This window comes from Leptothoe sp. PORK10 BA2 (genome assembly GCF_034932105.1).
GTDB lineage: Bacteria > Cyanobacteriota > Cyanobacteriia > Phormidesmidales > Phormidesmidaceae > Leptothoe.
In genome coordinates this window covers 130,995-156,990 of sequence record NZ_JAYGIG010000114.1, presented here as the reverse complement: position 1 = coordinate 156,990, position 25,996 = coordinate 130,995, and the positions used below count along the sequence as shown (strand labels likewise).

The 25,996-nt window shown below is 51.9% G+C and carries 20 protein-coding genes; 8 read left to right on the top strand and 12 right to left on the bottom strand.

Annotated elements, in window-relative coordinates; all coding sequences use genetic code 11:
• Window positions 1-36 precede the first annotated feature (36 nt).
• Complete coding sequence (pheA, locus tag VB741_RS15535) at window positions 37-882, top strand: prephenate dehydratase (protein WP_323366088.1); 846 nt, start codon at window positions 37-39, stop codon at window positions 880-882.
• 30 nt (window positions 883-912) lie between these two features.
• Here the strand turns inward: pheA and VB741_RS15530 are convergent, their stop codons facing one another.
• The 8 genes from VB741_RS15530 to VB741_RS15495 all read right to left on the bottom strand — a co-directional run bounded on the left by VB741_RS15530 (window position 913) and on the right by VB741_RS15495 (window position 9,655).
• Complete coding sequence (locus VB741_RS15530; RefSeq protein WP_323366087.1) at window positions 913-1,557, bottom strand: LON peptidase substrate-binding domain-containing protein; 645 nt, start codon at window positions 1,555-1,557, stop codon at window positions 913-915.
• Window positions 1,558-1,851: 294 nt separating this feature from the next.
• Entirely contained in the window at window positions 1,852-2,169 is a 318-nt protein-coding gene (gene rpsJ / locus VB741_RS15525) for a 30S ribosomal protein S10 (RefSeq protein WP_006515830.1), read from the bottom strand.
• 119 nt (window positions 2,170-2,288) lie between these two features.
• Window positions 2,289-3,518 (bottom strand): elongation factor Tu, encoded by a 1,230-nt coding sequence (gene tuf, locus VB741_RS15520; protein ID WP_323366086.1) that lies wholly within the window; start codon window positions 3,516-3,518, stop codon window positions 2,289-2,291.
• A 24-nt stretch (window positions 3,519-3,542) separates the two neighbouring features.
• Window positions 3,543-5,618 carry an elongation factor G gene (gene fusA, locus VB741_RS15515; RefSeq protein WP_323366085.1) on the bottom strand — a complete coding sequence of 692 codons (2,076 nt, stop codon included), beginning with the start codon at window positions 5,616-5,618 and terminating at the stop codon, window positions 3,543-3,545.
• A 41-nt stretch (window positions 5,619-5,659) separates the two neighbouring features.
• Window positions 5,660-6,130: a 30S ribosomal protein S7 gene (gene rpsG, locus VB741_RS15510; RefSeq protein WP_323366084.1), complete on the bottom strand. Its 471-nt coding sequence runs from the start codon at window positions 6,128-6,130 to the stop codon at window positions 5,660-5,662.
• Window positions 6,131-6,294: 164 nt separating this feature from the next.
• Window positions 6,295-6,669, bottom strand: a complete 375-nt coding sequence (rpsL, locus tag VB741_RS15505) for a 30S ribosomal protein S12 (protein WP_006515834.1) — start codon at window positions 6,667-6,669, stop codon at window positions 6,295-6,297.
• A 293-nt stretch (window positions 6,670-6,962) separates the two neighbouring features.
• Window positions 6,963-7,394, bottom strand: a complete 432-nt coding sequence (locus tag VB741_RS15500; RefSeq protein WP_326522192.1) for a phosphomannose isomerase type II C-terminal cupin domain — start codon at window positions 7,392-7,394, stop codon at window positions 6,963-6,965.
• Window positions 7,395-7,804: 410 nt separating this feature from the next.
• Window positions 7,805-9,655 (bottom strand): phosphodiester glycosidase family protein, encoded by a 1,851-nt coding sequence (locus tag VB741_RS15495; RefSeq protein WP_323366083.1) that lies wholly within the window; start codon window positions 9,653-9,655, stop codon window positions 7,805-7,807.
• Window positions 9,656-10,352: 697 nt separating this feature from the next.
• On the opposite strand from VB741_RS15495, the gene gltB reads away from it, so the two are divergent.
• The 3 genes from gltB to gap all read left to right on the top strand — a co-directional run bounded on the left by gltB (window position 10,353) and on the right by gap (window position 17,063).
• On the top strand, window positions 10,353-15,059 hold the full coding sequence (gene gltB / locus VB741_RS15490) for a glutamate synthase large subunit (RefSeq protein WP_323366082.1): 4,707 nt from the start codon (window positions 10,353-10,355) through the stop codon (window positions 15,057-15,059).
• Window positions 15,060-15,176: 117 nt separating this feature from the next.
• Entirely contained in the window at window positions 15,177-15,803 is a 627-nt protein-coding gene (locus tag VB741_RS15485; RefSeq protein ID WP_323366081.1) for a DUF1802 family protein, read from the top strand.
• A 195-nt stretch (window positions 15,804-15,998) separates the two neighbouring features.
• Complete coding sequence (gap, locus tag VB741_RS15480) at window positions 15,999-17,063, top strand: type I glyceraldehyde-3-phosphate dehydrogenase (protein WP_323366080.1); 1,065 nt, start codon at window positions 15,999-16,001, stop codon at window positions 17,061-17,063.
• Between the two features lie 191 nt (window positions 17,064-17,254).
• On the opposite strand, the gene psb32 is transcribed toward gap, so the two are convergent.
• The 3 genes from psb32 to purN form a co-directional block, all read right to left on the bottom strand.
• Window positions 17,255-17,968, bottom strand: a complete 714-nt coding sequence (gene psb32 / locus VB741_RS15475) for a photosystem II repair protein Psb32 (protein WP_323366079.1) — start codon at window positions 17,966-17,968, stop codon at window positions 17,255-17,257.
• Between the two features lie 90 nt (window positions 17,969-18,058).
• Window positions 18,059-18,256, bottom strand: a complete 198-nt coding sequence (locus VB741_RS15470) for a hypothetical protein (RefSeq protein ID WP_323366078.1) — start codon at window positions 18,254-18,256, stop codon at window positions 18,059-18,061.
• Window positions 18,257-18,433: 177 nt separating this feature from the next.
• A complete protein-coding gene (gene purN / locus VB741_RS15465) occupies window positions 18,434-19,153 on the bottom strand; it encodes a phosphoribosylglycinamide formyltransferase (RefSeq protein WP_323366077.1) in 720 nt (239 codons plus the stop codon).
• Window positions 19,154-19,498: 345 nt separating this feature from the next.
• Here purN and VB741_RS15460 point away from each other — a divergent pair, with 345 nt between their 5' ends.
• The 3 genes from VB741_RS15460 to dprA all read left to right on the top strand — a co-directional run bounded on the left by VB741_RS15460 (window position 19,499) and on the right by dprA (window position 23,268).
• Entirely contained in the window at window positions 19,499-21,181 is a 1,683-nt protein-coding gene (locus VB741_RS15460; protein WP_323366076.1) for a GAF domain-containing sensor histidine kinase, read from the top strand.
• Between the two features lie 90 nt (window positions 21,182-21,271).
• Window positions 21,272-21,946: a DUF2301 domain-containing membrane protein gene (locus tag VB741_RS15455; RefSeq protein ID WP_442786373.1), complete on the top strand. Its 675-nt coding sequence runs from the start codon at window positions 21,272-21,274 to the stop codon at window positions 21,944-21,946.
• Window positions 21,947-22,059: 113 nt separating this feature from the next.
• A complete protein-coding gene (dprA, locus tag VB741_RS15450; protein WP_323366074.1) occupies window positions 22,060-23,268 on the top strand; it encodes a DNA-processing protein DprA in 1,209 nt (402 codons plus the stop codon).
• A 27-nt stretch (window positions 23,269-23,295) separates the two neighbouring features.
• Here dprA and VB741_RS15445 read toward each other — a convergent pair whose 3' ends face one another.
• Window positions 23,296-23,898, bottom strand: a complete 603-nt coding sequence (locus VB741_RS15445; RefSeq protein WP_323366073.1) for an FHA domain-containing protein — start codon at window positions 23,896-23,898, stop codon at window positions 23,296-23,298.
• Between the two features lie 632 nt (window positions 23,899-24,530).
• On the opposite strand from VB741_RS15445, the gene VB741_RS15440 reads away from it, so the two are divergent.
• Window positions 24,531-25,937: a 1-acyl-sn-glycerol-3-phosphate acyltransferase gene (locus tag VB741_RS15440; RefSeq protein WP_323366072.1), complete on the top strand. Its 1,407-nt coding sequence runs from the start codon at window positions 24,531-24,533 to the stop codon at window positions 25,935-25,937.
• The last annotated feature ends 59 nt before the right edge of the window (window positions 25,938-25,996 follow it).

The window sequence follows — 25,996 nt, the reverse complement described above, 5'->3', positions numbered from 1 at the left end:
TTTCAGCGGCCACTGGTGGCCTCTACATATTTCTAGATGACTTCTATCGCTCACCTAGGCCCTACAGGCAGTTATTCTGAGCTGGCCGCCACTAACTATGCCCATTGGCTCAAAAAACACCATGGCATAGCATCTACTCTAAAGTCATACCAAACCATTCCTAAAGCGATTCAAGCCGCTGCTAGCGGTGAAGCAGATGCCGCCGTAGTGCCCATCGAAAATTCCATTGGTGGCAGCGTGAGTGACACCCTAGACATGCTGTGGGAATCAGACACCTTAAAAATTCAAAATAATTTAGTCATCCCCATCCACCACGCCCTTTTGACCCAATCCACCAATCTAAAAACGATCAAGACGGTATATTCCCATCCCCAAGCCCTCAGCCAATGCCAGAAATGGCTAGCAGCCAACCTACCAAACGCTATCCAGATAGCCACAAACTCTACCACCGAAGCCCTACCACAGCTATCCAATGACGAGACCCTAGCAGCGATTTCTCCACTATGGGCGGCCAAGCTTTACAACATACCAACCCTAGCGGACCCCATCAATGACAACCCCGATAATGCCACCCGGTTTTGGGTCTTGGGACAATCCCACACACAACAGGGAAGTCACACATCCCTCGCCTTCAGACTACCCGACAATACGCCTGGGGCCTTACTCAAGCCTTTACAGCTATTTGCCACCCAAGGCATCAACATGAGTCGGATTGAATCGCGCCCCACCAAGCTTGCATTGGGAGACTATCGATTTTTTATCGATATTGAAGCCAGTTTAGATGACCCGAATACCCAAGCCACTTTACAACTGCTCAAAAATTGCACCCTCAACTTAAAAATTTTTGGCAGCTACGAGCAAATTGAAACTCTGATTTCGTAGACCAATGGCATAGCAACGCCCAGCACAAATCTATTCAGGTAGAACATCCTTGAGCGCAGTACGGGCGGCTAAATGATTGCGGGTAGATGTCAAAATATCAGCCTCCCGTTCCAACCGCTGAGCCGTATTTTGCATTTCCAAAAGCTGTTGCTGTTCTCGTGACACACCATGCAACGTACTCGCTATCCAATAGGAAAGCTCTAACGGTAGTTCCGGAACGCTCTCAGGAAATTCAATGTCTTGGCTGGTCAACTTAGAAGATAGATGCACAACATCCCGCAAAAGCTGGTCTACTTCAGAGGCCAAGGGCACCAAATCCTGCTCAGCCGCCTCATCCTCAACCCACTCGACCAAACCCACCCTATAGGGCTTTTCTCGAACATAATCTAAGACCCTAAATCGCTGCTGCCCCATGGTTAAGATCTTCATCCGATCATCTGGCAACCGCTGAAAATGAACAATTTCAGCACAGCAACCAACCTTTGAAATCTCACCACTCTCAGGATCAATCATCAGCACACCAAACCGTCGATCCGACTGCAGGATCGTATTCATCATGATGCGATAGCGAAACTCAAATATATGAAGCGGTAAATGCCTACCAGGAAAAAGCACTAACTCAGGTAAGGGAAATAGGGGAAGCTCTCGGACGGCGACTGATGAAGCAGAATCCATTAGGTTGGGTAGGAGATACTTTGGGAGCGTACATCCTGCAAAGACAATTGCCAACAGGCGTTCTACGGATGCCGCAAGATTATTCTAACCCATCCACCAAGTTCAAACAGCCATCATCCATAAAGCCTATCCATAGTAAAAGCCTGAGGACCTTAAAACGGTCACCCAGGCTGCCAAGCTTTCCTAAAATGAATCAACCTATTATTTTTAGATAGATCGGATCCTATTCCTAATGATCATTTTGAAACTCAGGCCAATCAGTACCTGAGGCTGAATCAACCTGAGACGATATGCCTAAAGTTTGACTTCAATATCTACACCAGCTGGCAAATCTAACTTCATCAGCGCATCAATAGTTTTAGATGTCGGTTGATAGATATCGATAATCCGTCGGTGGGTACGGGTTTCAAAATGCTCACGAGAGTCTTTATTTACGTGGGGAGAACGGAGCACACAGTAAATTTTGCGCTTAGTCGGTAAAGGGATAGGGCCAATGGCGGTAGCGTTAGTTCGATTTGCCGTATCCACAATTTTTTCGCAGGAAGTGTCCAGGAGACGGCGGTCAAATGCCTTCAAGCGAATACGAATCTTTTGCTGCTGAATAGTAGCCATTACGACTCAAGGTTCCTTCAATTATCAAGGTTCACAGGTCCGAAGACCAAGGGAACGAAGAAGACACCGACCAAGCAGGTCTTCTTCGTATTGGACTAAAACAAATTACTCAGTAATGATTACTCAGTAATTTTAGAAACTACGCCAGCACCGACAGTGCGTCCACCCTCACGGATAGCAAAGCGCATACCTTCTTCAACCGCCACAGGGTTGATCAATTCCACATTCATTTTGATGCGGTCGCCGGGCATAACCATTTCAGCATTACTGCCATCGTCAGCGGTGAAGCTAGCAATGGAACCCGTTACATCAGTGGTACGTACGTAGAACTGAGGCTTATAACCCGGGAAGAAGGGAGTATGACGGCCACCTTCCTCTTTGTTGAGGACGTAGACTTCTGCCTCAAACTTAGTGTGGGGAGTAATGCTCTTAGGCTTGGCTAGAACCATACCCCGTAGGATATCTTCCTTCTGAATACCCCGAAGCAGTACACCGACGTTATCACCGGCCATACCTTGATCAAGAGTCTTCTGGAACATCTCAACACCGGTAACCGTACTTTCAACGGTGTCGCGGATACCAATAATCGAGATGGTTTCACCGACAGTGACTTTACCACGCTCAATTCGGCCAGTGGCCACTGTTCCACGACCCGTAATCGAGAACACGTCCTCAACGGCCATCAAGAAAGGCTTATCAATATCACGCTCAGGGGTGGGAATATAGGAATCAACCTCATCCATTAGAGCATGGATTTTATCAACCCACTCGTCTTCCCCACGGGCAATATCAGTCTTGGTCTGAAGAGCTTCAACTGCCTTCAGAGCAGAACCTGGAACAATAGGAATATCATCACCGGGAAAATCATAGGAGCTTAGAAGTTCACGCACTTCTAACTCAACCAACTCAAGTAGTTCCTCATCATCCACCATATCCTCCTTATTGAGGAAGACAACGATATGAGGTACACCAACCTGCTTGGCTAGAAGAATATGCTCACGGGTCTGGGGCATAGGGCCATCAGCTGCAGAGCAAACTAGGATCGCTCCGTCCATCTGGGCAGCACCCGTAATCATGTTCTTCACATAGTCTGCGTGTCCAGGGCAGTCTACGTGGGCGTAGTGACGAGTTTCAGTTTCATACTCTACGTGGGCCGTATTAATCGTGATCCCTCGAGCCTTCTCCTCAGGAGCCGCATCAATATCCTCGTATCTACGAGCCTTAGCACCACCAGACGCTGCCAACGTCATAGTGATAGCGGCTGTCAGAGTGGTCTTACCGTGGTCAACGTGGCCAATGGTGCCGATGTTAACGTGGGGTTTACTTCTTTCAAACTTTGCGCGTGCCATTTATTTACTCTGTCCCTAAATTAATTATGCGTTCCCTTTGTTTCTAGCGATAATCGCTTCAGCCACATTGCGCGGAACCTCCGCGTAGTGACTAAACTCCATAGAGAATATGCCTCGACCCTGGGTCTTTGAACGGATATCTGTGGCATAGCCAAACATTTCAGCCAGAGGTACGCTTGCACTTACCTTGGCCAGCCCATCCTCAGACCCCATACCCTCAATCTGGCCTCGACGAGAGTTAAGGTCCCCTATGATGTCACCGAGAAACTCCTCAGGAGCTTCAACCTCGATTTTCATCATAGGCTCCAGTAATACCGGAGAAGCCTTTGTGACTGCATCTTGAATAGCCATTGATCCAGCGATCTTAAAGGCCATTTCAGACGAGTCAACATCGTGGTAAGAACCATCCACCAGTGTGACTTTAATGTCGATCACGGGATACCCAGCTAGGATACCAGATTCGCACTTTTCTTTCATGCCAGCTTCAGCGGGCCCAATGTATTCTTTGGGCACCGTACCACCAGCAATTTTCGAATTAAATTCGAAACCCGAGCCTTCTTCCCCTGGTTGAACCTCAATCACAACATGGCCAAACTGGCCCTTACCTCCACTTTGGCGCACAAACTTACCTTCAGTGGTAACCGCCTGGCGAATGGTTTCGCGATAGGCGACCTGGGGTGCGCCAATGTTTGCTTCCACTTTAAATTCCCGTTTCATACGATCCACGAGAATGTCTAGGTGAAGCTCCCCCATTCCTGCAATCACCGTCTGATTTGTTTCAGGATTTGTGGATACCCGAAACGTTGGGTCCTCTTCAGACAAAGATTGCAAAGCTTTTGCCAGCTTGTCCATATCCTGCTTGGTTTTTGGCTCCACAGCAACGGATATGACAGGTTCTGGCACAAATAAGGATTCTAGGACAATCGGACTGTCAGTCGTACAGATAGTGTCCCCTGTGGTTGTGTCCTTCAGGCCCAAGACAGCGCCTAAATCTCCCGCCCGCAGCTCGTCCACTTCAATCCGCTCGTCCGCTTTAAGCACAATTAAGCGGGAAATTCGCTCTTTTTTGTCCTTGGTGGCGTTGTAAACATAACTACCCTTGACTAACACCCCTGAGTACATCCGGATAAATGTTAGCCGACCATAAGGGTCTGACATAATCTTGAATGCCAGAGCGGCCAATGGGCCATCGTCCTTCGGTGGTCGCTCACCTGTTTCTCCATTGGGCAAAACCCCTTGGATAGCTGGCACCTCTAGGGGGGACGGCAAATAGTCCACCACTGCATCTAGAAGCAGTTGCACACCTTTATTCTTAAAGGCAGAACCGCAGAGCATGGGCACCAAACCGCCATTCGTGACGCCTTGGCGTAACGAATCCATAATTTCTTGGGTCGTGAACTCTTCACCTTCAAGATATTTTTCCATGAGGGCGTCATTGGTTTCAGCAACGGCCTCAATCAGAAGGGTGCGATACTCAGTTGCTTGGTCTTGCAAATGAGCCGGAATATCAACCTCGTTAATATCTGTCCCCAAATCGTTGGCATAGAGATAGGCCCGCATGCGGACTAGGTCAACCACCCCCTGGAACTTATCCTCAGCGCCGATGGGAATCTGAATGGCAACGGCCTTAGCCTTGAGCCGATCGCGCACCTGGTCGTAAACTCGGAAGAAATTGGCCCCGGTGCGATCCATCTTATTGACAAAGGCAATACGTGGAACGTTATACCGATCGGCCTGTCTCCAAACAGTTTCTGACTGGGGTTGTACACCACCCACGGAGCAAAAAACAGCTATCACCCCATCGAGAACGCGCATTGAGCGCTCAACCTCGATGGTGAAGTCAACGTGGCCAGGGGTATCAATAATATTGATTTGGTGATCTTGCCAGCTGGTGCTAATAGCAGCCGCGGTAATGGTAATACCCCGCTCTTGCTCCTGCTCCATCCAGTCGGTGACCGCATTGCCATCATGCACCTCACCAATTTTATGGACAACGCCAGAATAAAAAAGGATGCGCTCAGTTGTTGTGGTTTTACCCGCATCAATGTGAGCGGCAATCCCAATGTTTCTAACCTTGTCTAATGGGGTGGTCCTTGTCATGACTGTAGTTTCCAATGACTTACTCACCAGGCGTAAGTCGTTTAGTAACGATAGTGGGCAAACGCCTTATTAGCTTCTGCCATCCGATGGGTTTCTTCCCGCTTACGCACCGCACCGCCTGTCTCGTTAGCAGCGTCCATCAGCTCATTGGCCAGTTTAATCGCCATACTTTTACCAGCCCGCTGACGAGCAAACTGAGAAATCCAGCGTAGAGATAGGGCGGTACCTCTATCGGTACGAACTTCCATAGGAACTTGGTACGTAGCTCCACCCACACGACGGGCCTTCACTTCCACCAAAGGCGTAGTATTGCGAACGGCTTGTTCAAATACGTCTAAAGGCTCATTACCAGTGCGTTCTGCAATAAGCGTAAAGGCTCCATACACAATGCGGAGTGCAAGGGATTTTTTACCACTGACCATGATGCGTCGAACCATCATGCTAACCAATCGGCTGCTGTATACAGAATCAGGTGGAACAACGCGCTTTTGAGCGCTCGAACGGCGAGACATAGTAATCCTTGGATAAGAGGTATGAGTTGAGTGCTAAGAGTCGACTAACGTCGACAATGGGTAGCTAGAGAGTTTTGTGGCGCATACACTAGCAAACGCACTGCAACTACACGAAAGTAAGGGACACACCCGCCCACCTCCCGTAGTGCGCTGCCGCAGAACCGTTACTCTTTAGGGCGCTTAGCGCCGTACTTTGAACGACCTTGACGGCGATCTTTCACCCCAGCGGTATCAAGGGTGCCACGGATAATGTGGTAACGAACACCGGGGAGGTCCTTAACCCGTCCGCCACGAATCATGACGACGGAATGTTCTTGTAAATTATGGCCAATGCCTGGAATGTAGGCAGTCACCTCAAAACCAGACGTTAGTCGAACCCTAGCTACCTTACGCAACGCTGAGTTGGGTTTCTTAGGCGTTGTGGTATAGACCCGGGTACAAACTCCACGACGCTGAGGGCAACTCTTCAGCGCTGGGGATTTCGTCTTCTTTTGAGCGTTACTACGCTCACTCCGAATGAGCTGTTGAATGGTTGGCATACTAAGAAAGGCAAATGCCTATTGATTCGAAGTTTTCACAAGTCCCCATCCTATCGATTTCAGGGGCTCATTGTCAATGAATTTGAAATTGGCTCCGACACCCATGGTTTGGTCCGGGCCAACCTGGGCCAAAAGCAATAGCCTAGGCGGACAAGGTTTTGTCCGCCTAGGCTATTGATAGGTATTGGATATTTTGGTCAGGCTTAGGGCAGAGACGTATAATACCTAACTCCTAATCATTCAGTCCTCAAGCCATTGAATAAAAATAGTCAACGAGAACTAAATGGGAACTACTATTTCTTAGCGTCTGTACGGGCATAGTCATCCTGGAAGCGAATGATGTCATCTTCCCCTAGGTATTCGCCATTTTGTACTTCAATCAGCACCAGGGGAATGACGCCAGAATTTTCGAGACGGTGAGCCGTGCAGGCGGGCACATAGGTAGACTGGTTAGTACAGAGGAGGATCTCCTGTTCGCCACAAAAAACTTTGGCGGTGCCGGACACGACAATCCAATGCTCACTACGGTGATGGTGCATCTGGAGGCTTAATCGGTGCCCTGGCTTAACCTCAATACGCTTGATTTTATAGCCCTTACCTTCTTCGAGAACGGTGAAGGATCCCCAAGGACGGGTGTCACTCATAGGGGAGTTATTGGTGATAGTACTGATGCTGTCTTTGCTGTCTTGGGGAGCAGCTTTAGGACGATCGTGAGTTTGGACCATGGTGATAGTTCCTGTTGGGAAAAGTACGGATATGACTGACGTATAAGGTTGAGTCAAGGTGGGCTCTGTGGGCAATGCCAAGATCCAGAAGTGCTAACCTATGCCCCATCGCAGCAGGCCCGATGGCCTATGGTGACGGTTTGCCAGCCTAAAGTTTGAATAGCGGTTTGATTACCGTAAGTAAGAGTATCCACAGGGATATTTGCAGGCACATTCGTAGACCCTTTAGGGTGAAAACCAGTTCCTAGAGCCCATGCCTGCAACTTTGGCAATGGAATAATTTAAGCCCGGTCCAATCATAACAGTGGATTTTGGATAGGCGTCACGAGTAGGGTCACTTAAAGACTTAACTAAACGGAGTCTTTAATTTACGGGAAATACCTTAAAGGTTGCTTCAATAACCCATGACGTTACGGATGCGTTGAGGCGGTATGGGTTAAGAAAATGCCTAGGCCATTGTTAATGCGTGCAGCGGTGCTCGGATGGCGATTGATCAGTTGCCCTCCTAGGTAAAGGCTAGATGAGCTGCCCCCATCTAAGTTCAGGGCTTCGGTACAGTCAAGTTTTTGTAATATCTGGGCGGTTTCTGCCAGGGTGGGACCGCTGCCTCCGACGCGATTTTGAATGGTCGTGAGCTTAATTTGGCCGCTCGGGGTCAGGCCAAAAACACTCCTGGGGGCTTGACCTTCGACAAAGCTGCGGTTAAAGCCTTCCCGCTGAGAGTCTAGGACGATTTTTCCTTGGCTTAAGAGCAACGGACCAGCCCCCATAACATGGGGAAACTGCTCGAAACTAGAGGGCTGGGTCTGCTGGTTAAGCCCGATGGCCGTGCCTGGGGAAAACGCGGAGGCCGCAGAGTTAAAGGACCTGAGCACCAGTAGGTAGCCTCCTGTCGGGATCGGAATTGTATCTTGACCAGCAGTGCCCAGGGAACGCTGGTGGCTCACTTGATTATTTTGAACGGTGACGACAGTTTCATTGTTGACGAGAGTGGTGTATTGGGCACCCCAGCTATCTGTGTAGCGGGCGATGCCGGCTTTCACATAGCCACTGTTGAGGGTGTCAATGGGAAAGGTCTGCTGGTTGGCGGTGACGGTGGCGCGCAGGGCAAGACGGTCCATCATAACGTTGCCCTGGTCGTCCCAACCCACGGCCCCACGGTCTAGGATGGGTCCAGAAATCCAGCGATTGTTATAGCGTACGGCTCCTAAGGGCAACTGATTGTTGCGGTTAAAAAAGCCTCCGTTGATGAAAGCTGCGGTCCGCCACTGTTGGACCAGGTCTCCTGGGGGTTTAATGCCACTGGCCTGGTTGGGAAACGCCATCAGGGGTAGCAGCGCAACGTCGGAACGAGTCGGTTCTAGGGTCAGGGTGTGGACGGGAAACCGCTGGCCGTTGAGGGATATATAACGCTGCTGAAATTGCATCCCTTCAGCCCAGAGGATCTCTTTGGGTTGAAGGGCATCGGGGCGAATATCAATCACTAGACGATTGGGTTGGGCTAAGCTCCAAATGTGGGATTGCAGATGCTCGGCAACCGTCAGGGTCAGGGTGGTGCGCTGGGCGTTGGAGCTAATGTTGAGGCTTTTTAAGGTGCGGTTAGGCACCAGCTGGAAGCGCTTGATCGCGGATTCCTCCATGGCAGCATCCACGGTCACCGTAATGCTATTGGCGGCCGGGCTCACCTGCCACCCGGCGGCCTGGCTCAAATCTAACACCAGCCGATCGCCCCAGGTTTGGCGGCCCTGACGGATGGCCATAATCTGACTGGGGGGAAGTTTCAGATCTAGCACTGAGCCCTGGGGGGTGACCTGCCAGCCATGCTGACGAACCAGGGGGGCAATATCTAGATAGCGATTATTTTGATGGTGCCAGGTGGGTAAGGGAAGGCTGGGTTGATTGGGGGGGATAAACCAAGTGACGGGTTGCTGGGTGGGGCTCAGGGTACTGCCTAGATCCACACCCAGATGGGTTGCGATCGCACCATCAGCAATTCCAATCAGCTCACGCCGCTGCTGCCAAGCACCATTAACCAGTCGACCGTTAATCCGCAGTTGTTCACCGCTGGCGGTAGGCTCCGCAGCCTGGGCGATGACCAATCGACCAATGGATGACGCAATCACCGTTGATAGCGCCGGTTGCGGATCGACCTGGGCAGCCCCAAGCACAAAACCACAGACCCACAGCATCAAAACAAAGTATTTCAGGGATGATTTCAAGTGAAGCGACCAATGAAACGACCAAGGACCTTGCTTAGACATAGACGATGCAGCGAATTGGATGCGACAGACTAACAGCAGTAAGACTTTGCATCCCCAGAGTACTACCTACCCAAAGACAATAAGGGGAGCCAACCCATGGCAGTAAACGCACAAACCTAAAAGACCCTAACCTAAGCTGCAGAAAGCTTCACCTCAAAAAAATGAAAATTTACCCAGCAGGGCAGGGCAATGAAATGAACCCCATCGCCCAACAGCTTTCTAAAGCTAATCTTTGGAAGTACTTAACGGTTCTTGACTAATGGAACCAGAACCCTCGACAATATCTATCCTTAAGATTTCTTAAAGGAAGTTTCAAACAATTTTGCAGGTTCAGTGAACAATAGCTAATTTTGATTTACTTTTAAAAAGTAGACACAGTGGAATCACTGTCACATCAAACCGGCCATCATGATTGTTCATGGGTAATGCGTCACTCATCAAGGATTTCCCATCGTCATGCTGGGAGTATCAATCTATACATATTTAGTTCTGTGGGGCGATGTTGACTGATTAAGGGAGGTTTTCGATAGAGCTTTTCTTTGCAATCTACCCACCCTGGTAAATAACTCCTTTTGGCAGACTCATCCCCAACTATTCCTGGGGATAACTTTTCAATCGCTATCACTATTGACTGTTGGCAATAGTGATAGCAATTGGTCACTCAATCATTTCTCTATTACCTTCTGGCGACTGGCTCATGGTTAATAAGCGCATGGACAATCTTCAAGCACATCAGCCCCCCCAATGGCGGGACTCCTTCGGACCTAAATCATTAGTGGAGGAACGGGATGCTTGCGGGGTGGGATTTATTGCTGACCAGCAAGGACGTGCCAGCCATCGCTTAGTGGCCGATGCCCTCCATGCCCTCAGCTGCATGGAACACCGAGGAGGCTGCTGTGCCGACCAAGACTCCGGGGATGGCGCGGGCATCATGACAGCGATTCCGTGGAAAATTCTACAGCGTTGGGCCGGATCTACCCCCCTCACACCGGGCCGCATTGGGGTGGGCATGACCTTTTTGCCCCGCCACGACGAAGCGGCTACCATCGCTAAGCAGCAGTTTGCCCAGGTGGCCAAAACAGCCGGGATGACCGTGGTGGGGTGGCGACCGGTGCCAGTTGTATCGGCCGCCTTAGGCAAATTGGCCCAAGAATTTGAGCCTCGGATTGAACAGGTGATCGTGGAAGCGGCCGTCGATGGTGATGAGTTAGAACGTCAACTGTTTTTACTACGCCGTGCTTGGGGCCGTTCCTTAGAGGCCTTAGAGGCCCTTGAGAGTTCTGAACAGTTAACCCAAACGACCCAAGCCGCCCTCCGGGATCTATATGTTTGCTCCTTTTCCAGCCGTACCCTGGTATACAAGGGCATGGTCCGTAGCGAAGTCCTGGGAACGTTTTACCTAGATTTGCAGGATAGTGACTACGAAAGCGCCTTTGCGGTATATCACCGTCGCTTTAGCACTAACACCATGCCCAAATGGCCCTTGGCCCATCCCATGCGGCTCCTGGGACATAACGGTGAAATCAATACCCTGATTGGCAACATCAACTGGATGATGGCTCGAGAAGCGGATTTGGCCAGTCCGGTGTGGGGTGAGAGTTTAGATCAACTGAAGCCGATTGTGAACGCAGATATTAGCGACTCGGCCAACTTAGACAATGTGATGGAGCTGTTGGTGCGCTCCGGACGTAGCCCAGCCCAGGCATTAATGATGATGGTACCCGAGGCCTATCTCAATCAGCCCGAACTGTTGGCCTATCCTGAGATCACCGACTTTTACGAATATTACAGCGGGGTGCAAGAGCCCTGGGACGGTCCGGCCCTGGTGGTCTTTAGCGATGGGAAACAGGTGGGGGCCACCCTGGACCGTAACGGGCTGCGCCCAGCCCGTTACGCTATTACCCGCAGCGGTTATGTGGTGGTGTCCTCGGAGGCGGGCGTAGTGGAACTGCCCACCGAAGAGATTGTGGAGAAGGGGCGACTGGGCCCTGGTCAAATGATTGCCATTGACCTAGAAACCCATGAAATCTTGAAAAATTGGGATATCAAGCAGCGGGTGGCCCAGGCCCAGCCCTATGGGGAATGGCTCCGGACCCACCGTCAGGATATTTCTCCCCAGCTATTCCAGGAGCAGTCTGATTTAGGAGAGCAGGCGTTACTTACTCAGCAGACGGCCTTTGGCTATACCGCTGAGGATCTGGAGATGGTGATCCAGGACATGGCGTCCCAGGGCAAAGAGCCCACCTACTGCATGGGGAACGATACGCCTTTGGCGGTGCTGTCAGAGAAGCCGCATTTGTTATACAACTACTTCAAACAGCGGTTTGCCCAGGTAACAAATCCCCCCATTGACCCCTTACGGGAGCGGTTGGTGATGTCGCTGCAGGTGCAGCTGGGCCAGCGCCATAATCTGTTGGATGAGCAGCCAGGGCGGTTGATCAAACTGGAGTCACCGGTCGTTAACGATAGCGAGTTGGCCATGATCCGGCAGGGTCAGCTCCCGGTGGCGAACCTTTCCACGTTATATGCCCTGGACGATCACCCCCATGACTTAGGGGAGGCGATTAAAACCCTCTGTGACCGGGCTGATGCAGCGGTGCAGTCCGGGGCCGAAATTTTGATCTTGAGCGATCGCATCGACAGTGGGGGCAATGCCGCCACCGTATCGACCACCCAGACCTATATCCCCCCCCTCTTAGCGGTGGGGGCAGTCCACCACCATCTAATTAGTAACGGGTTGCGGATGCGGGCTTCCCTCCTAGTGGATACGGCCCAATGTTGGACCACCCATCACTTTGCCTGCTTAATCGGCTATGGCGCCAGTGCCGTGTGCCCCTATCTAGCCTTAGAAACTGTTCGACAATGGTGGACCAGCAGCAAGACCCAAAAGCTGATGGCTGCGGACAAACTGCCCACGACCACCCTAAATGGAGCCCAGACTAACTACCGGACAGCGGTGGAAGAGGGACTGCTAAAAATTCTCTCGAAAATGGGGATTTCACTGCTGTCTAGCTACCAGGGCGCTCAGATTTTTGAAGCCATTGGTATTGGCCCAGAACTACTGGCCGCTGGATTTAAAGGGAGTATTTCCCGCCTAGGAGGTCTGACAGTGGCGGAGCTGGCCCAGGAAACCATGCGATTCCATCGCAAGGCATTCCCTGAATTGACGGGCAAGCGTTTGGAGCACATGGGATTTGCCCAAGCTCGGCCCAAAGGAGAGTACCACAGCAATAGTCCGCAAATGACTAAGCTGCTCCATAAAGCGGTGAAGCTGAATCAATATGACCACTATGCGGTGTACCAGGAACACCTCAAGGGCAGCCCGGTGGCGGCCCTGCGAGATCTGCTGGACTTTAGGAGCGATCGCAACTCCATTCCCCTAGATGACGTGGAGCCCGTGGCAGCCATCATGGCCCGCTTCTGTACCGGGGGCATGTCCCTGGGGGCACTGTCGCGGGAGGCCCATGAGACCCTGGCCATTGCCATGAACCGCATCGGTGGCAAGTCCAACTCCGGAGAAGGGGGCGAAGATCCAGTCCGATTCCAGGCCATCCCCGATGTGGACGACCAGGGACTATCGGCCACCTTGCCCCACCTGAAAGGATTAAAACCTGGGGATACCCCCTGCTCAGCCATTAAGCAAGTGGCCTCAGGCCGCTTTGGGGTCACCCCGGCATACCTGATGAGCGCTCGGCAAATCGAAATCAAAATGGCCCAGGGGGCCAAACCGGGGGAAGGGGGACAGCTACCGGGGCGCAAAGTCAGCGACTACATTGCCACCCTGCGCCGTTCAAAGCCCGGTGTCACCCTGATTTCGCCACCGCCCCACCACGATATTTACTCCATCGAGGACCTGGCCCAGCTGATCTTTGACCTGCATCAGATCAATCCGGCCGCAGGGGTGTCCGTCAAACTGGTGTCTGAAATTGGCATTGGCACCATTGCGGCGGGGGTGGCCAAGGCCAACGCCGACATCATTCAAGTGTCCGGCCATGACGGCGGCACTGGCGCCTCTCCCCTCAGCTCCATCAAACATGCCGGGGTCCCCTGGGAACTGGGGCTGACGGAGGTGCATCGGGTGCTGCTGGAAAATCAGCTGCGGGACCGGGTGCTGCTGCGGGTGGATGGCGGACTTAAAACCGGTTGGGACGTGGTCATGGGAGCCCTGATGGGGGCGGAGGAATACGGCTTTGGCACCATCGCCATGATTGCGGAAGGCTGCATTATGGCCCGCGTTTGCCACACCAACAGCTGTCCGGTGGGGGTAACTACCCAGCGGGAGGAACTGCGGAAGCGCTTCACCGGCCTGCCGGAACATGTGGTCAACTTTTTCCACTTTGTGGCGGAAGAAGTGCGATCGCTCCTGGCCCACCTGGGCTATCGCTCCTTAAGCGAGGTCATTGGCCGGGCTGATTTGCTGACCCCGCGAGCCGATGTGAGTCTGACCAAGACCCAAGGGTTGACGTTGGATATTTTGACCCAGTTACCGGATACGAAGTGCGATCGCACCTGGCTAGACCATGGGGACATCCATAGTAATGGGCCCGTCCTAGACGATCGGCTGCTAGCAGACCCGGATATTCAGCAAGCCATTGCCCAGCAGGGAGACGTGAGTAAATCCTTGCCCGTCATTAACACCGACCGCTCCGTTGGCACCCGTGTGTCCGGTACCATTGCCAAGCAATATGGCAACACCGGATTTGCTGGATCCATCAAACTGACCTTTAACGGCAGCGTCGGTCAGAGCTTTGGAGCCTTTAACCTACCGGGTATGACTCTACGGCTAGTGGGGGAAGCCAATGACTATGTAGGCAAAGGCATGCACGGCGGTGAGCTAATTATCACGCCGTTTGACGGCGTACAGTACGACCCGTCTGACAATGTGATCATCGGCAACACCTGTCTCTATGGAGCTACCGGCGGCACCCTCTATGCCTTTGGCCAGGCCGGCGAGCGCTTTGCCGTACGCAACTCCAAGGGTCAAGCCGTGATTGAAGGAGCCGGGGACCACTGCTGTGAATACATGACCGGAGGCATTGTGGTGTGCCTCGGTGGGGTGGGTCGCAACGTCGGTGCGGGCATGACCGGGGGCCTGGGCTATTTCCTCGACGAAAAGGGCGATTTCCCCACCCGAGTGAACCCTGAAATTGTCAACCTGCAGCGGGTGATCACCGCCGCCGGAGCCCAGCAGCTCAAACAGATGATTACCGCCCATGGGGAGCGGACAGGCAGTACCAAAGCCGCTCGCATTTTGGCAAATTGGGACATTTATTTGCCCCAATTCTGGCAGGTGGTCCCACCGTCTGAGGCGGACCGACCTGAGACCATTCATAGCGAGAAAACCAGTAGTGAGAAAACCAGTGCTGAAGCTAGTGCCGAAACCATAGCCACCCCCGTTGGCTAATCAGCCAAATTCGACCTGGACTTGATGCATCCAATAGCCGTCTCCCATGGTACTGAAAATGGTATTGAGAGACGGCTATTGATTAGGATATGGGCAACCCCATATCCGATGATGCCCATGCTGCCCTACGCCCTAAAAGAATGGTCCGTCGCCATCGATGCCCTGATCCAGGGAGAAACCATTTTGCTACTGCGCAAAGGGGGCATTCGGGAAGAGGGAAAACACTTTGCGGTACCCCACCAGCAGGTATGGCTATATCCCACCTATGAACATCAAAAACCCCATTTACTCAAGCCCCAATGGGCTGACCAAGTAACCACGGTGGCCCCTGGCTGGCATCCTAACCAGGTTACCCTCCAAGCCTGGGCAGAGATTGTCCATGTATGGACTGTGAAAAGTTTGGCCACCGTCAACGCTCTGCAACCATTCCACATCTGGAATCAGCAATTTGTAACGGAACGTTTTCGCTGGAAACCGAGCCAACCGTTACATCTTCTATTACTGCGGGTACATCGCTTAGAAACACCCATAACCATTGACTGGCAACCTGCCCATGGGGGCTGTCGATCTTGGTTCAAGCTGGACCTGCCGATGCACCTGTCAAAGCAGGAGTTAACCTCCACACCAGTCCTCAGTCAACAGCAATGGACAACCCTAAAACAAGCCATCCGTCACCAAATCGACGCAATTGACCCCGACCTAGTTAAATCCGCCGCACCATGGCAAGGCAATGAAATAATTTGAGTCATTTTGTTGCGAATGGTCTCGGGTTAGTTATGTTTGCCTATGTTTTGAAACGCTAGTTCATATAGATCGCCGTAACTCTAAAGGAAAACCGACGATCCCCATCAAGTACACAGAATAAGAAATACACAGGTACAAGCTGCTCGCTTAATGAGGCAGTGATTGTGTACACCATCATATGAGCAATAATTTGTCATGGCCGTGCTAAAAATTGGCATCAATGGATTTGGTCGTATTGGTCGTTTAATACTGCGAGCCGCTATCAGCAACTCCAACATCAAGTTTGTTGGTATCAACGATTTAGTTTCTCCAGAAAATCTTGCCTATCTGCTCAAATACGATTCCACCCATGGTCAGTTTCACGGCCATGTGGAAGCGCGGGATAACGGCATCGTAGTGAACGGTCAATTTATTCCCTGCTTTTCCATTAGAAATCCCGCTGAACTCCCCTGGGGTGAACTCGAAACAGATTACGTGGTGGAAGCTACAGGCCTCTTCACAACCCATGAGCAAGCGTCTAATCACCTGAAGGCTGGGGCCAAACGGGTGGTCATATCGGCCCCCACCAAGAGCCCAGACACCGTACCGACATTACTGGTCGGTGTGAATCATAAGAGCTTCAACCCCCAGACCGATCGGATTGTTTCCAATGCTAGCTGCACCACCAACTGTCTAGCCCCCGTGGCCAAGGTAATCCAAGAGCGTTTTGGGTTTGCGGAAGGTCTGATGACCACCGTCCATGCGGCAACGGCTACTCAATCCACCGTTGATAGCCCCAACCCGAAAGATTTGCGCAGTGGCCGTGGGGCCGGTCAGAACATTATTCCTGCATCCACAGGGGCAGCCAAGGCCGTTACCCTGGTCCTGCCTGAGCTAACGGGTAAGCTAACAGGCATGGCTTTGCGAGTGCCGACACCTAATGTATCGGTGGTTGACCTAACGGTTCGCACCGAAAAGGCCACCAACTATCGTGAAATTTGTGATGCTATGAAGGCGGCCTCTAACAACGGGCTGCGTGGGATTCTAGGCTATACCGAAGATCCGGTGGTTTCAACTGATTTTGTCACCGATCCTCGCTCCAGTATTTTTGATGCGGGTGCTGGGATTGAACTGAATCCTCACTTCTTCAAGCTAATCGCTTGGTATGACAACGAGTGGGGCTATTCCAACCGGGTGGTTGACTTGATGCTCCACATGGCTCTGACCGAAGGGCTGCTGCAGGGCGTGACTAGCGATACTCTAGAAGCAGTTTATGCCTAGGGTTGAGTATCTCAGCTTGGAATTGAAAACTTAGCCAGAAAGCGACCCCAAATGGGGTCGCTTTCTGGGTTTAAATCTTTTTGGTGAGCCCGAAGCCAGCCTCTGTAGGATCAACAAAACCAGCAGGAGCAACACAATCAGCAACTGAGCAGCCTACAAACTCAGCTATCTGCGAACTTAAGCATCCGGGCTTAGCCACCGATAGATATATACCAGTAGTAGGTTGCCATGGGAATAACCGTGGCCAAAATCAGCAGCACTACTACAACCCAGGTGGAGATAGTTCGGTGTTCTTCGGTTTCTTCTGCCGTGGCAAAGGTGCCTTCGACGTTAATGGTTTCTTCGATAATCGGGGGACCGGGGTCAGCTTCTCCGGCTAAAACAGAGGCTAGACGCACCGTGGCATCGCCAAAGGCTTGGTTATAGCTGTTGTTTTTGAGCAGCGGCGCTTTCATGGTTTCCTGGGTGAGGCTTTCGGCAATCTCAGCGGTTAACAGCGCTGAGGTTTCTTCACCGGATGCGAGGCCAATGGTATTGGTCACATCATCTAAAACAACAACCGTTTGGTTAGCCCCCACATCTGGGGTGGGAAACCAGCGGGTAAACAATTGATCAGCAAAACTTTGGGCCGTTTCGCCATAGTCCAGCCGGTGGATGGTGACGTAGCGGACATCTTGCCCCGTTTGGTCTGATAGCTTTTGAAGATCTTTATTGAGGTTGCTTTCGTTGAGCCGAGTGATGCGCTGGGCACCGTCCAGCACCCAGCCATCGCTGCTTGGGTTGAGGGGCATGTCATACATCCCGGTGGCATGAGCGGGAGCAGCAACAATGGTGAGGTTAAGGGCTAGGGCGATCGCAACTACAGCAATCCAGCGGCAACAACGGAATATCGAGCTCAAGAGCATGGCATTTCAAACAGCGGCAGTCGAGTAGCTATAGAGCTACCCATATCCATACTATAAATGACCACAGACTCGGCAGCTAAAGATTTGCGCCTATACCGGCACAATACAGCCGTCTGCAATCGCCCGCTCTAAAATTTCCAACTGACGCTTTTCCGCAGCCGTTAACTGGGCTTTTGCCTGATAACTTGCGATCGCTCTGGCAATCCCCGGAGACAGTTCTCCATGGAGTAGGGCAGTGCGCACTAAAACCTCCAAATCTTTGCCAACAAATTGCACAGTATTCAACATGACAGTAAAGTCCAGCAAATCGAGTGACTATTTATACATTCGCGGCTGGCTATCTAACTTCCGGACTAAAAGCGGGCTCATCCGTCAAGTTTTTTGATGGGAGAGTCGGTTAAAAAATTGGCTATGGGATCCCACAACCTTTATGCATAGGTGTGATAGACGTAATCGAAAAAATATCTAGGCATCAAGCCCATCAAGGGCTTTAGCGTAACCATGGGCGGCCAAAGCAATGGCCATGGGAAAAATTCGATGCTCCTGGATTTGAATTCGGGCCTGGAGAGTCTCCTCGGTGTCGCCCGCCATAACCGGCACAGCGACCTGCATGATGATCGGGCCACTATCCACCACCAGCTCCACTTGGTGAACCGTACAACCAGCCACAGCCACCCCCGCATCGAGGGCCTGCTGCACAGCATGTAACCCTGGAAAACTCGGCAATAGGCTGGGATGAATATTAAGCAACCGTCCCGTAAACGCATCGATCAGGTACTGGGTCACCCGCCGCATCCAGCCCGCCATAATCACCCAGTCAACGCCATGGTCAGTCAGCGTCTGCACAATGGCTGCGTCCAGGGCTTCGCGGGACTCAAACTCACGGTGATTTAAGAGGACGGTGGGGACAGACCACCGGGCAGCCCGTTCCAGAACTTTAGCCCCAGGACGATTACAGATCACCACCTTGACCTCTGCATGCAGCTCCGATCGCTCGATGGCGACCATGATGGCCTCAAAATTGCTGCCATCGCCGGAGGCTAAAACCCCCAGATTGAGAGAGGAATAGGATAACGATTGACCATCAACATGGGGGGACAGTAAATAGTCGGAACTGCCAGTGGAGTTAGGAGTTCCGTTACCAGTGGAGCAATTGGGGGAAAAGTCAGTGGGGGCAGGACCCATGGAATTTGACAAGAAACAAACCCTAGAATTTTACAGGGGTATGGGTCGGGTTCATCTGCCTGGCAGCCACCTACGTATAATCACGGATCTAAAAAAATAAGGCTGCACTTAGAGCACATGGCTAGCCCTTTTTAGGAAAAGCAGGGCATATTAAAACAAAGAATGTTGCTGATCCCCAACATCAACCAATGCCAAGGTGAAATCCATCGTTCTGGACTCCATCGTTCTGGACATAGACAAGGTTGAACTTCAACCTCAGCAGCTGGAGCAAGGGCCAGATTTTTGCTCAAAACATCCTGATGATCAGCGACGCGTGAAACCTCACCTCTCCATCTCGCTTGCTAAATGAGTCTATCTATAGTGTCAAGTGCCGATGCCCAAGCTTCCATTGAGTCTATGGCCAGCTGGCTAAATTCGGTGGTCTATCCGGTCTATGCCAAAGGCCGAGATCATCGCTGGTTGTTTGCCAACCAGGCCTGCTGTCAGCTATTGGATACGCCCCTGGAACAGCTGGTGGGTTGCCTGGACACCGAAGTGGTGGCGTTGGCTGATGCGGAATTGTTGCGATCGCAAGATGACAACTTTTTTCAGGCCGGCACCATCGCCAACCAACCCATTGCCATTGACACCCATGACGGACAACGCCAGTTTTTGGGCGGTCGTTCCTTGCTACAGATAGGCAGTGACTCCATCCTGATCAATACGCTCCAAGACATCAGCGAACTGGTCCAGACTCGATACACCAACAGGGCGTTAAGGCAAAGATTAGACGACCGCAACAGCGCCCTAGATAAACTCACCGAATTTGAAGCCACCCTAAAACGAATTACCGACCGAGTGCGGGACAGCCTGGACGAAAAACAAATCCTGCAAACAGCGGTGCAAGAATTAACGGAAGCCCTGGACGTTAGGGGGTCCAATACCTCCCTCTATGACCTGGAGCAGGGCACGTCCACCATCTATTACGAATACACCACCTTGCCATCGGACCGGGGACGGGTCTCCCAAATGGAATCATTTCCCGAGGTCTATCACCAGCTGCTCGAAGGCCAGTACTTTCAGTTTTGCTCCATTGCCCCCAACCCGGTGCGGGGTCTGGTGTCCATGTTGGCCTGCTCCATTTTTGATGACCGGGGCGTTTTGGGTGATCTGTGGCTAATTAACAACAAGGATCATGGCTTTAACGCGGATGAGATTCGGTTGGTACAGCAGGTGGCCAACCAGTGCGCCATTGCCATCCGCCAGGCCCGTCTCTATCAAGAGTCCCAGTCCCAAGTGCGGGAACTGGAACAGGTCAATAACCTCAAGGATGACTTTTTAAGCACCGTTTCCCACGAACTACGCACCCCCGTCACCAGTATGCGCGTGGCGCTGCAGCTCCTGGGAGTAACCTTGAACCAAGAACTGGGCTTAGACCAGGAACTGGCAAAACCCAATGCAGAGCAAGGCCGCATCGCCCGCTACTATCGCATTCTCAAAGAAGAATGTGAGCGGGAAATTAGTTTGATTAACGACCTGCTGGATCTGCAGCGTCTGGACGTCGGCAACCATGAGCTAGCCCCACAAAAAATCAACCTGAATGAATGGCTACCGGCCCTGATCAATAGTTTTCAGGAGCGCGCCACTAGCCGCCAGCAGCAGCTGACCATGACCATAGACCAGGATGCCCAGAGCTTGAAGTCAGATCTGTCGAGCTTAGATCGGATCTGGGCCGAGCTGTTGAACAATGCTTGTAAATATACGCCGCCAGGGGAGACCATCATGCTCTCCGTAACCCCAGGCAAGGCCGAAAAAACCTTAAAGTTTGACCTAGTGAATACGGGGGTGGAAATTCCCCCAGGGGAGCTGCCCCGTATTTTTGATAAGTTTTACCGAGTGCCCAGTGCAGATCCCTGGAAGCAAGGGGGTACCGGCCTAGGGTTAGCTCTAGTACAAAAGCTGGTGAGCCATCTTGACGGGGTGATTGAGGTGACGAGTGGAGATCAGCGGACATGCTTTACCATTGAGTTACCGTTGTCGCCAACTTGAGATAGGGGTTCTAAGCTATGGGCTCTACAGATCTGGTCTAGGTGGGACAAGGGACGAGTTCGTGTCAGGTCATGCCGGGAGGCGCTTATGGTGACAACCCAGACAGAATCAAACCCAGAATCAACGCTAGAGACCTATGACGGCCAGTTTGGCACGTTTGTAATTACCCCAGACGATCGACGTGAGGTGGTGATTTACCGCATTGGGCTAGGGGTAGCGGCCTTCAGTTTTGCCCTGGGGGTCAGTCTTTTGATTTTGGCAGGTGCCCCTAGCGATCAGCTACTGTGGGCAATTTCCGGTCTGTATGGGCTGATGTGGCTAGGGTTGGGGGTCAGCCTTTGGTTCATTCACATTTACCTGCGCCCGCTGCACCTGGCATTACAGGTTTTCTGGCTGGTAGGGGGGGTAGCGAGTTTAGGGATTGCGATCGCATTTCCTGGCCCCCTAGCCCTAACGGTTTACCAGCAGCCCCTGTCCATTTTGGGCATTGGTTTTACTTTTGCCGCCCTGACCGGCATCTTCTTCAAGGAAGCATTTTGTTTTAACCGGTTAGAAACCAAGATCTTAACGCTGTTGGTGCCCGCCCTGTTGTTAACCCATATGGTCGGAGCCCTGCCCGTGGATTTAGGGCAACAGTTACTCGGAGTTTGGGGCGTTTTATTTACCGTCTTTGCCCTCCGTAAGCTGGTGCAGCCCATTCCCCCGGACATTGGCGATAAAAGCGTTTTTGACTATCTCAAGCAACAGAACCAGGCCAGGGCCTAAACTCAGACCCTGACTGCGACCCTGGCTGCTCAGCCCTTTTCCCTAGCTCTTTTCCATCGACTTTTTCAGACCTTTGGGCATTCTAAAACCGTTGGACTGACGGGGACCCCAGATTGGAACGGGCATATTGGCTGGCTTGGTCACAGGTTAAAGATGTGGGGCCGGTACTGATCAAGCGGCTGCATGAGCGCTTTGGGTCCCTAGCATTGGCATGGCAGGCAGACCCAGCCGATCTACTCACCGTCGATGGCATTGGTCTGGTAACGGCGGATCAAATTGGGGGGTTGCGATCGCATATCCACCCCGAACACCTGCTCCAGCAGCACGAAGCCCAATACCCCCATTTTTGGACCCCCGCCGACCCAGACTATCCCAGCTTACTATGGGAAATTCCAGATCCTCCTCCCATCCTTTACCACCGAGGGCCCCTACGCCCAAACCAAACCCCCGCCATAACGGTGGGCATTGTGGGCACCCGCCGCCCCAGTCCCTATGGCCGCCGTTGGAGCCAGCGCCTGAGCCGTCACCTGAGCCAGCAGCAGTTCACCATCGTATCCGGCATGGCCAATGGCATTGACACCCATGCCCACCAAAGCTGCCTCAACGAAGGAGGCCAAACCATTGCCGTATTGGGCACAGGAGTGGATGTGGTCTATCCACCTAGCAACGCCACCCTCTACCAAAAAATCCTAGAAACCGGACTGATTTTGAGCGAATATCCCGATGGGACACCGCCAGACCGGAGTCATTTTCCCCGGCGAAACCGCATCATCGCTGGCCTCAGCCATGCCACCCTAGTAACTGAGGCACCGGAACGCTCGGGGGCCTTAATCACAGCCTATTTAGCCAATGACTATGGCCGCCATGTCTATGCCCTACCCGATGGTTTAGACAACCCCACCGCCCGGGGTTGTTTATGGCTGATCAACACAGGAGCCACCATCGTCATGGGCGAAGATCACCTAGTCACAGACCTGCTAAATATTGGCTTAGCCCATCAGCCCCCAACCCAAGACAAGCAAACAGCAAACAGCAACAACACTAACGGCAACACTTGGAAGACCCAGCGGCCAGACAACAGTCCACACCAGAGCCCCCATACTATGGCCCCAGCAAACACCGAGCCAGCCCCTAAGCCAACAGTGGAATTAGACATCGCCCTACAACATATTTTTCAGATGATTCCGGATGAACCCATCAGCCTAGACAACTTAGTAAAAGCCACCCAGCTAGACACAAGTGCCCTGCTGAGTGGCTTATTACAATTAGAACTAGCTGGCGTTATCGCCCCACTTCCCGGTGGCCAATATCGGCGCACCTAGGGTGGGGTCATGTCAACAAACCGTCTTCTAATGCACGACTTCCCAGCCTGGATAGGTCACATCACATCCTGGACGGATTGTTTCAGGGGTCTCTAGTGGTTCTTCAAGGCGATCAAAATTATCCACAAAGAATTCCACCACTAGATTTCCTAGTTCAATCATGTCACCATCCCTCAGCAGCTGACGCTTTTGAGGCGGAAGACGACGACGATTTAAGTGCGTACCCGACTGACTGCCAACATCAGCAATAAAAAATCCAGCTTCTGGGGTATGGCGAATAACTGCATGACAAGGGTCAACAGTTGAATCTTCCACCGGCAAAGCACAGCTGATGGATTTCCCTACAAGCCAACAGGCACCTGCATTAGTGAGGTTTAAAGTTTCAGAACTACCCGTATTAGAGACTAAAAATACAGAAGAATTGGCAATGACAGCCTGGATGTAAAAAGGAGTAACTTGACACCGTTCCTGAACTGTCAATATGGAATCGACAATTGTGCTTGCGGTATCAAAATCATTATTAACGTTATTAATCAGTGCATCCCAAGGCAGTGATAAAGCCTCGATGCTAGAAGCATCAAGAGGTGTCACGGCTGGGTTGCTGAAACGGGAAGCTCTAAGCGTAGACATGGACAATGACGAAACAACTTAACAGCAATAGGCTATAAGTGCGGTCGATTGTCACCCTAATTCAGTAGATTCACAGACAAGCCTCTCAACAGACTGAGACTAGCTTGGTGGGTAGAAAGAGAAAAGTAAATGGGCATTTAGAATTTTCTGCTCGCCTACCATATTGCCCCCATTGCTCACAACAGAAAAAATCTGTTAGAGAGTTGTTTAAGCATAGTGACTGGCATGGGAAAAGTCCTTATGCATTAGGACTTACCCTAGGGCGTTCAGAAATTTAATCTAGGCGGTAAACCTATCAAAGGTAAACCTATCAGAGGTAGTGCGTCATTTATAGCTGTATTTATTAAAGCTTGCACATTCAAAATGCGTGATTGGACCTAGGGCGTTTTATGGAAGCTTTAAAAGCTTTGAGCAAATAGTAAAGTCTCTCAAGATAGATGAACGATATCCTGAATCCGTAAAGCAAGACGAGCGAGGGTTTCAGAGAGTTTCAAGATAGTTCAAGATAGACAGTTGAGAAATCGTCACAGCCCGGTACCATCGTCATGACGAAGCCAAAGTCTGCTGTACAGATTAAGTAACCGTGAAGCAGCTTCACATTCCTGAAATATGCCTGCTGGAGGACTCCTGTTGTGACGAACGCGATCATGCGTGCTCAGCCCCCCCTAGATTTTATTCCTGAACGATTTACCCCCTGGGTCAGGCGTCTGATGCAGGGGTTACTGCCGGGTTGGGTCCGTTGGCAAACGGATGTGGTAACCATCAAGGTTAACAATGCGGAGGTGTTAGCCCAGCTGTATGGAGATTTTCAGGCGGGGAAAACTCGGTTTGTCATTGCGTTTCGCCACCCTGCTCCGGAAGATGCCATAGGCATCGCCCATCTGCTATGGCAGGCAGTGCCCCGGTCGGCCAAACAGCTAGGTATAAACCTGCAGCCAGTCCATAGTCATTTTATATATGACCGGGGAATTCCCCTATGGGCGGGGAACTGGGTGGGTCAGCTATGTTCTCGATTGGGGGGAGTGTCGATCCAGCGGGGCAAGTTGGATCTGGTGGCCCTAAAATCGGCCCGACAGCTTTTAGCCAATGGTCAGTTTCCCCTGACGGCGGCACCGGAAGGGGGGAATAACGGCCATAACGAAATTGTTAGTCCTTTAGAACCAGGGGTGCCGCAGCTGGCTTTTTGGTGTGTGGAGGATTTGGCCAAGGCAGAGCGGTCTGAGTCGGTGTACATTGTGCCCCTGGGTATTCAATACCGCTATGTGGATGCGCCCTGGGAGGCGATTGATCAGCTATTGGGTCAATTGGAGGAACGCAGTGGCCTATCTGAAGTGAGTGATGAGTTTTTGCGATCGCTACCCGTCGACTTGCCCACAGCCCACATTAAAAATCTCTACGGCCGCCTCTATCGATTGGCGGAGCATCTACTCGCCCTGATGGAGAATTATTATCAACAGATCTATGGTTTAGAACGCCCGGATACGGCTGACGAAAAGGGGAATGCCCAGCTAGCTCAGCGGCTGAAACATCTGCTCAATGGGGCCTTAGCGGTGGCAGAAAACTACTTTGACCTGAAGCCCAAGGGTTCAGTAATCGATCGCTGTCGCCGCTTGGAGCAAGCGGGATGGGAACGGATTTTTCGTGAGGATTTGCGGGATGCCTCGGCCCTGTCTGCCGTGGAACGGGGACTGGCGGATCGCATTGCCGAAGAGGCGGATTTGCGCATGTGGCACATGCGCTTGGTGGAAAGCTTTGTGGCGGTGACGGGGCGCTATGTGTTGGAAAAGCCCACGGCGGAAAGGTTCTCAGAAACGGTGTTGCTATTGGCGGATATGGTGGCCCGGCTCCAGGGAGAGAATCCGTTTCCTCGCCCTTCTTTGGGCAAACGGGAAGCGTTACTGACGGTGGGGGAGCCGATTGGTGTTTGCGATCGCTGGGCTGACTATAAGGCCAGTCGAAGAAAGGCCGTGGCAACACTGACCAAGGATTTACAGGAAGCGTTGGAAGGGCTGATTGTGGACAGTTCTGGTTTTGAATAATGGTTAGGACTTAGTTTGACGCTGCTGATGTAATACCCGCAGCTGATGGCAACTAAACC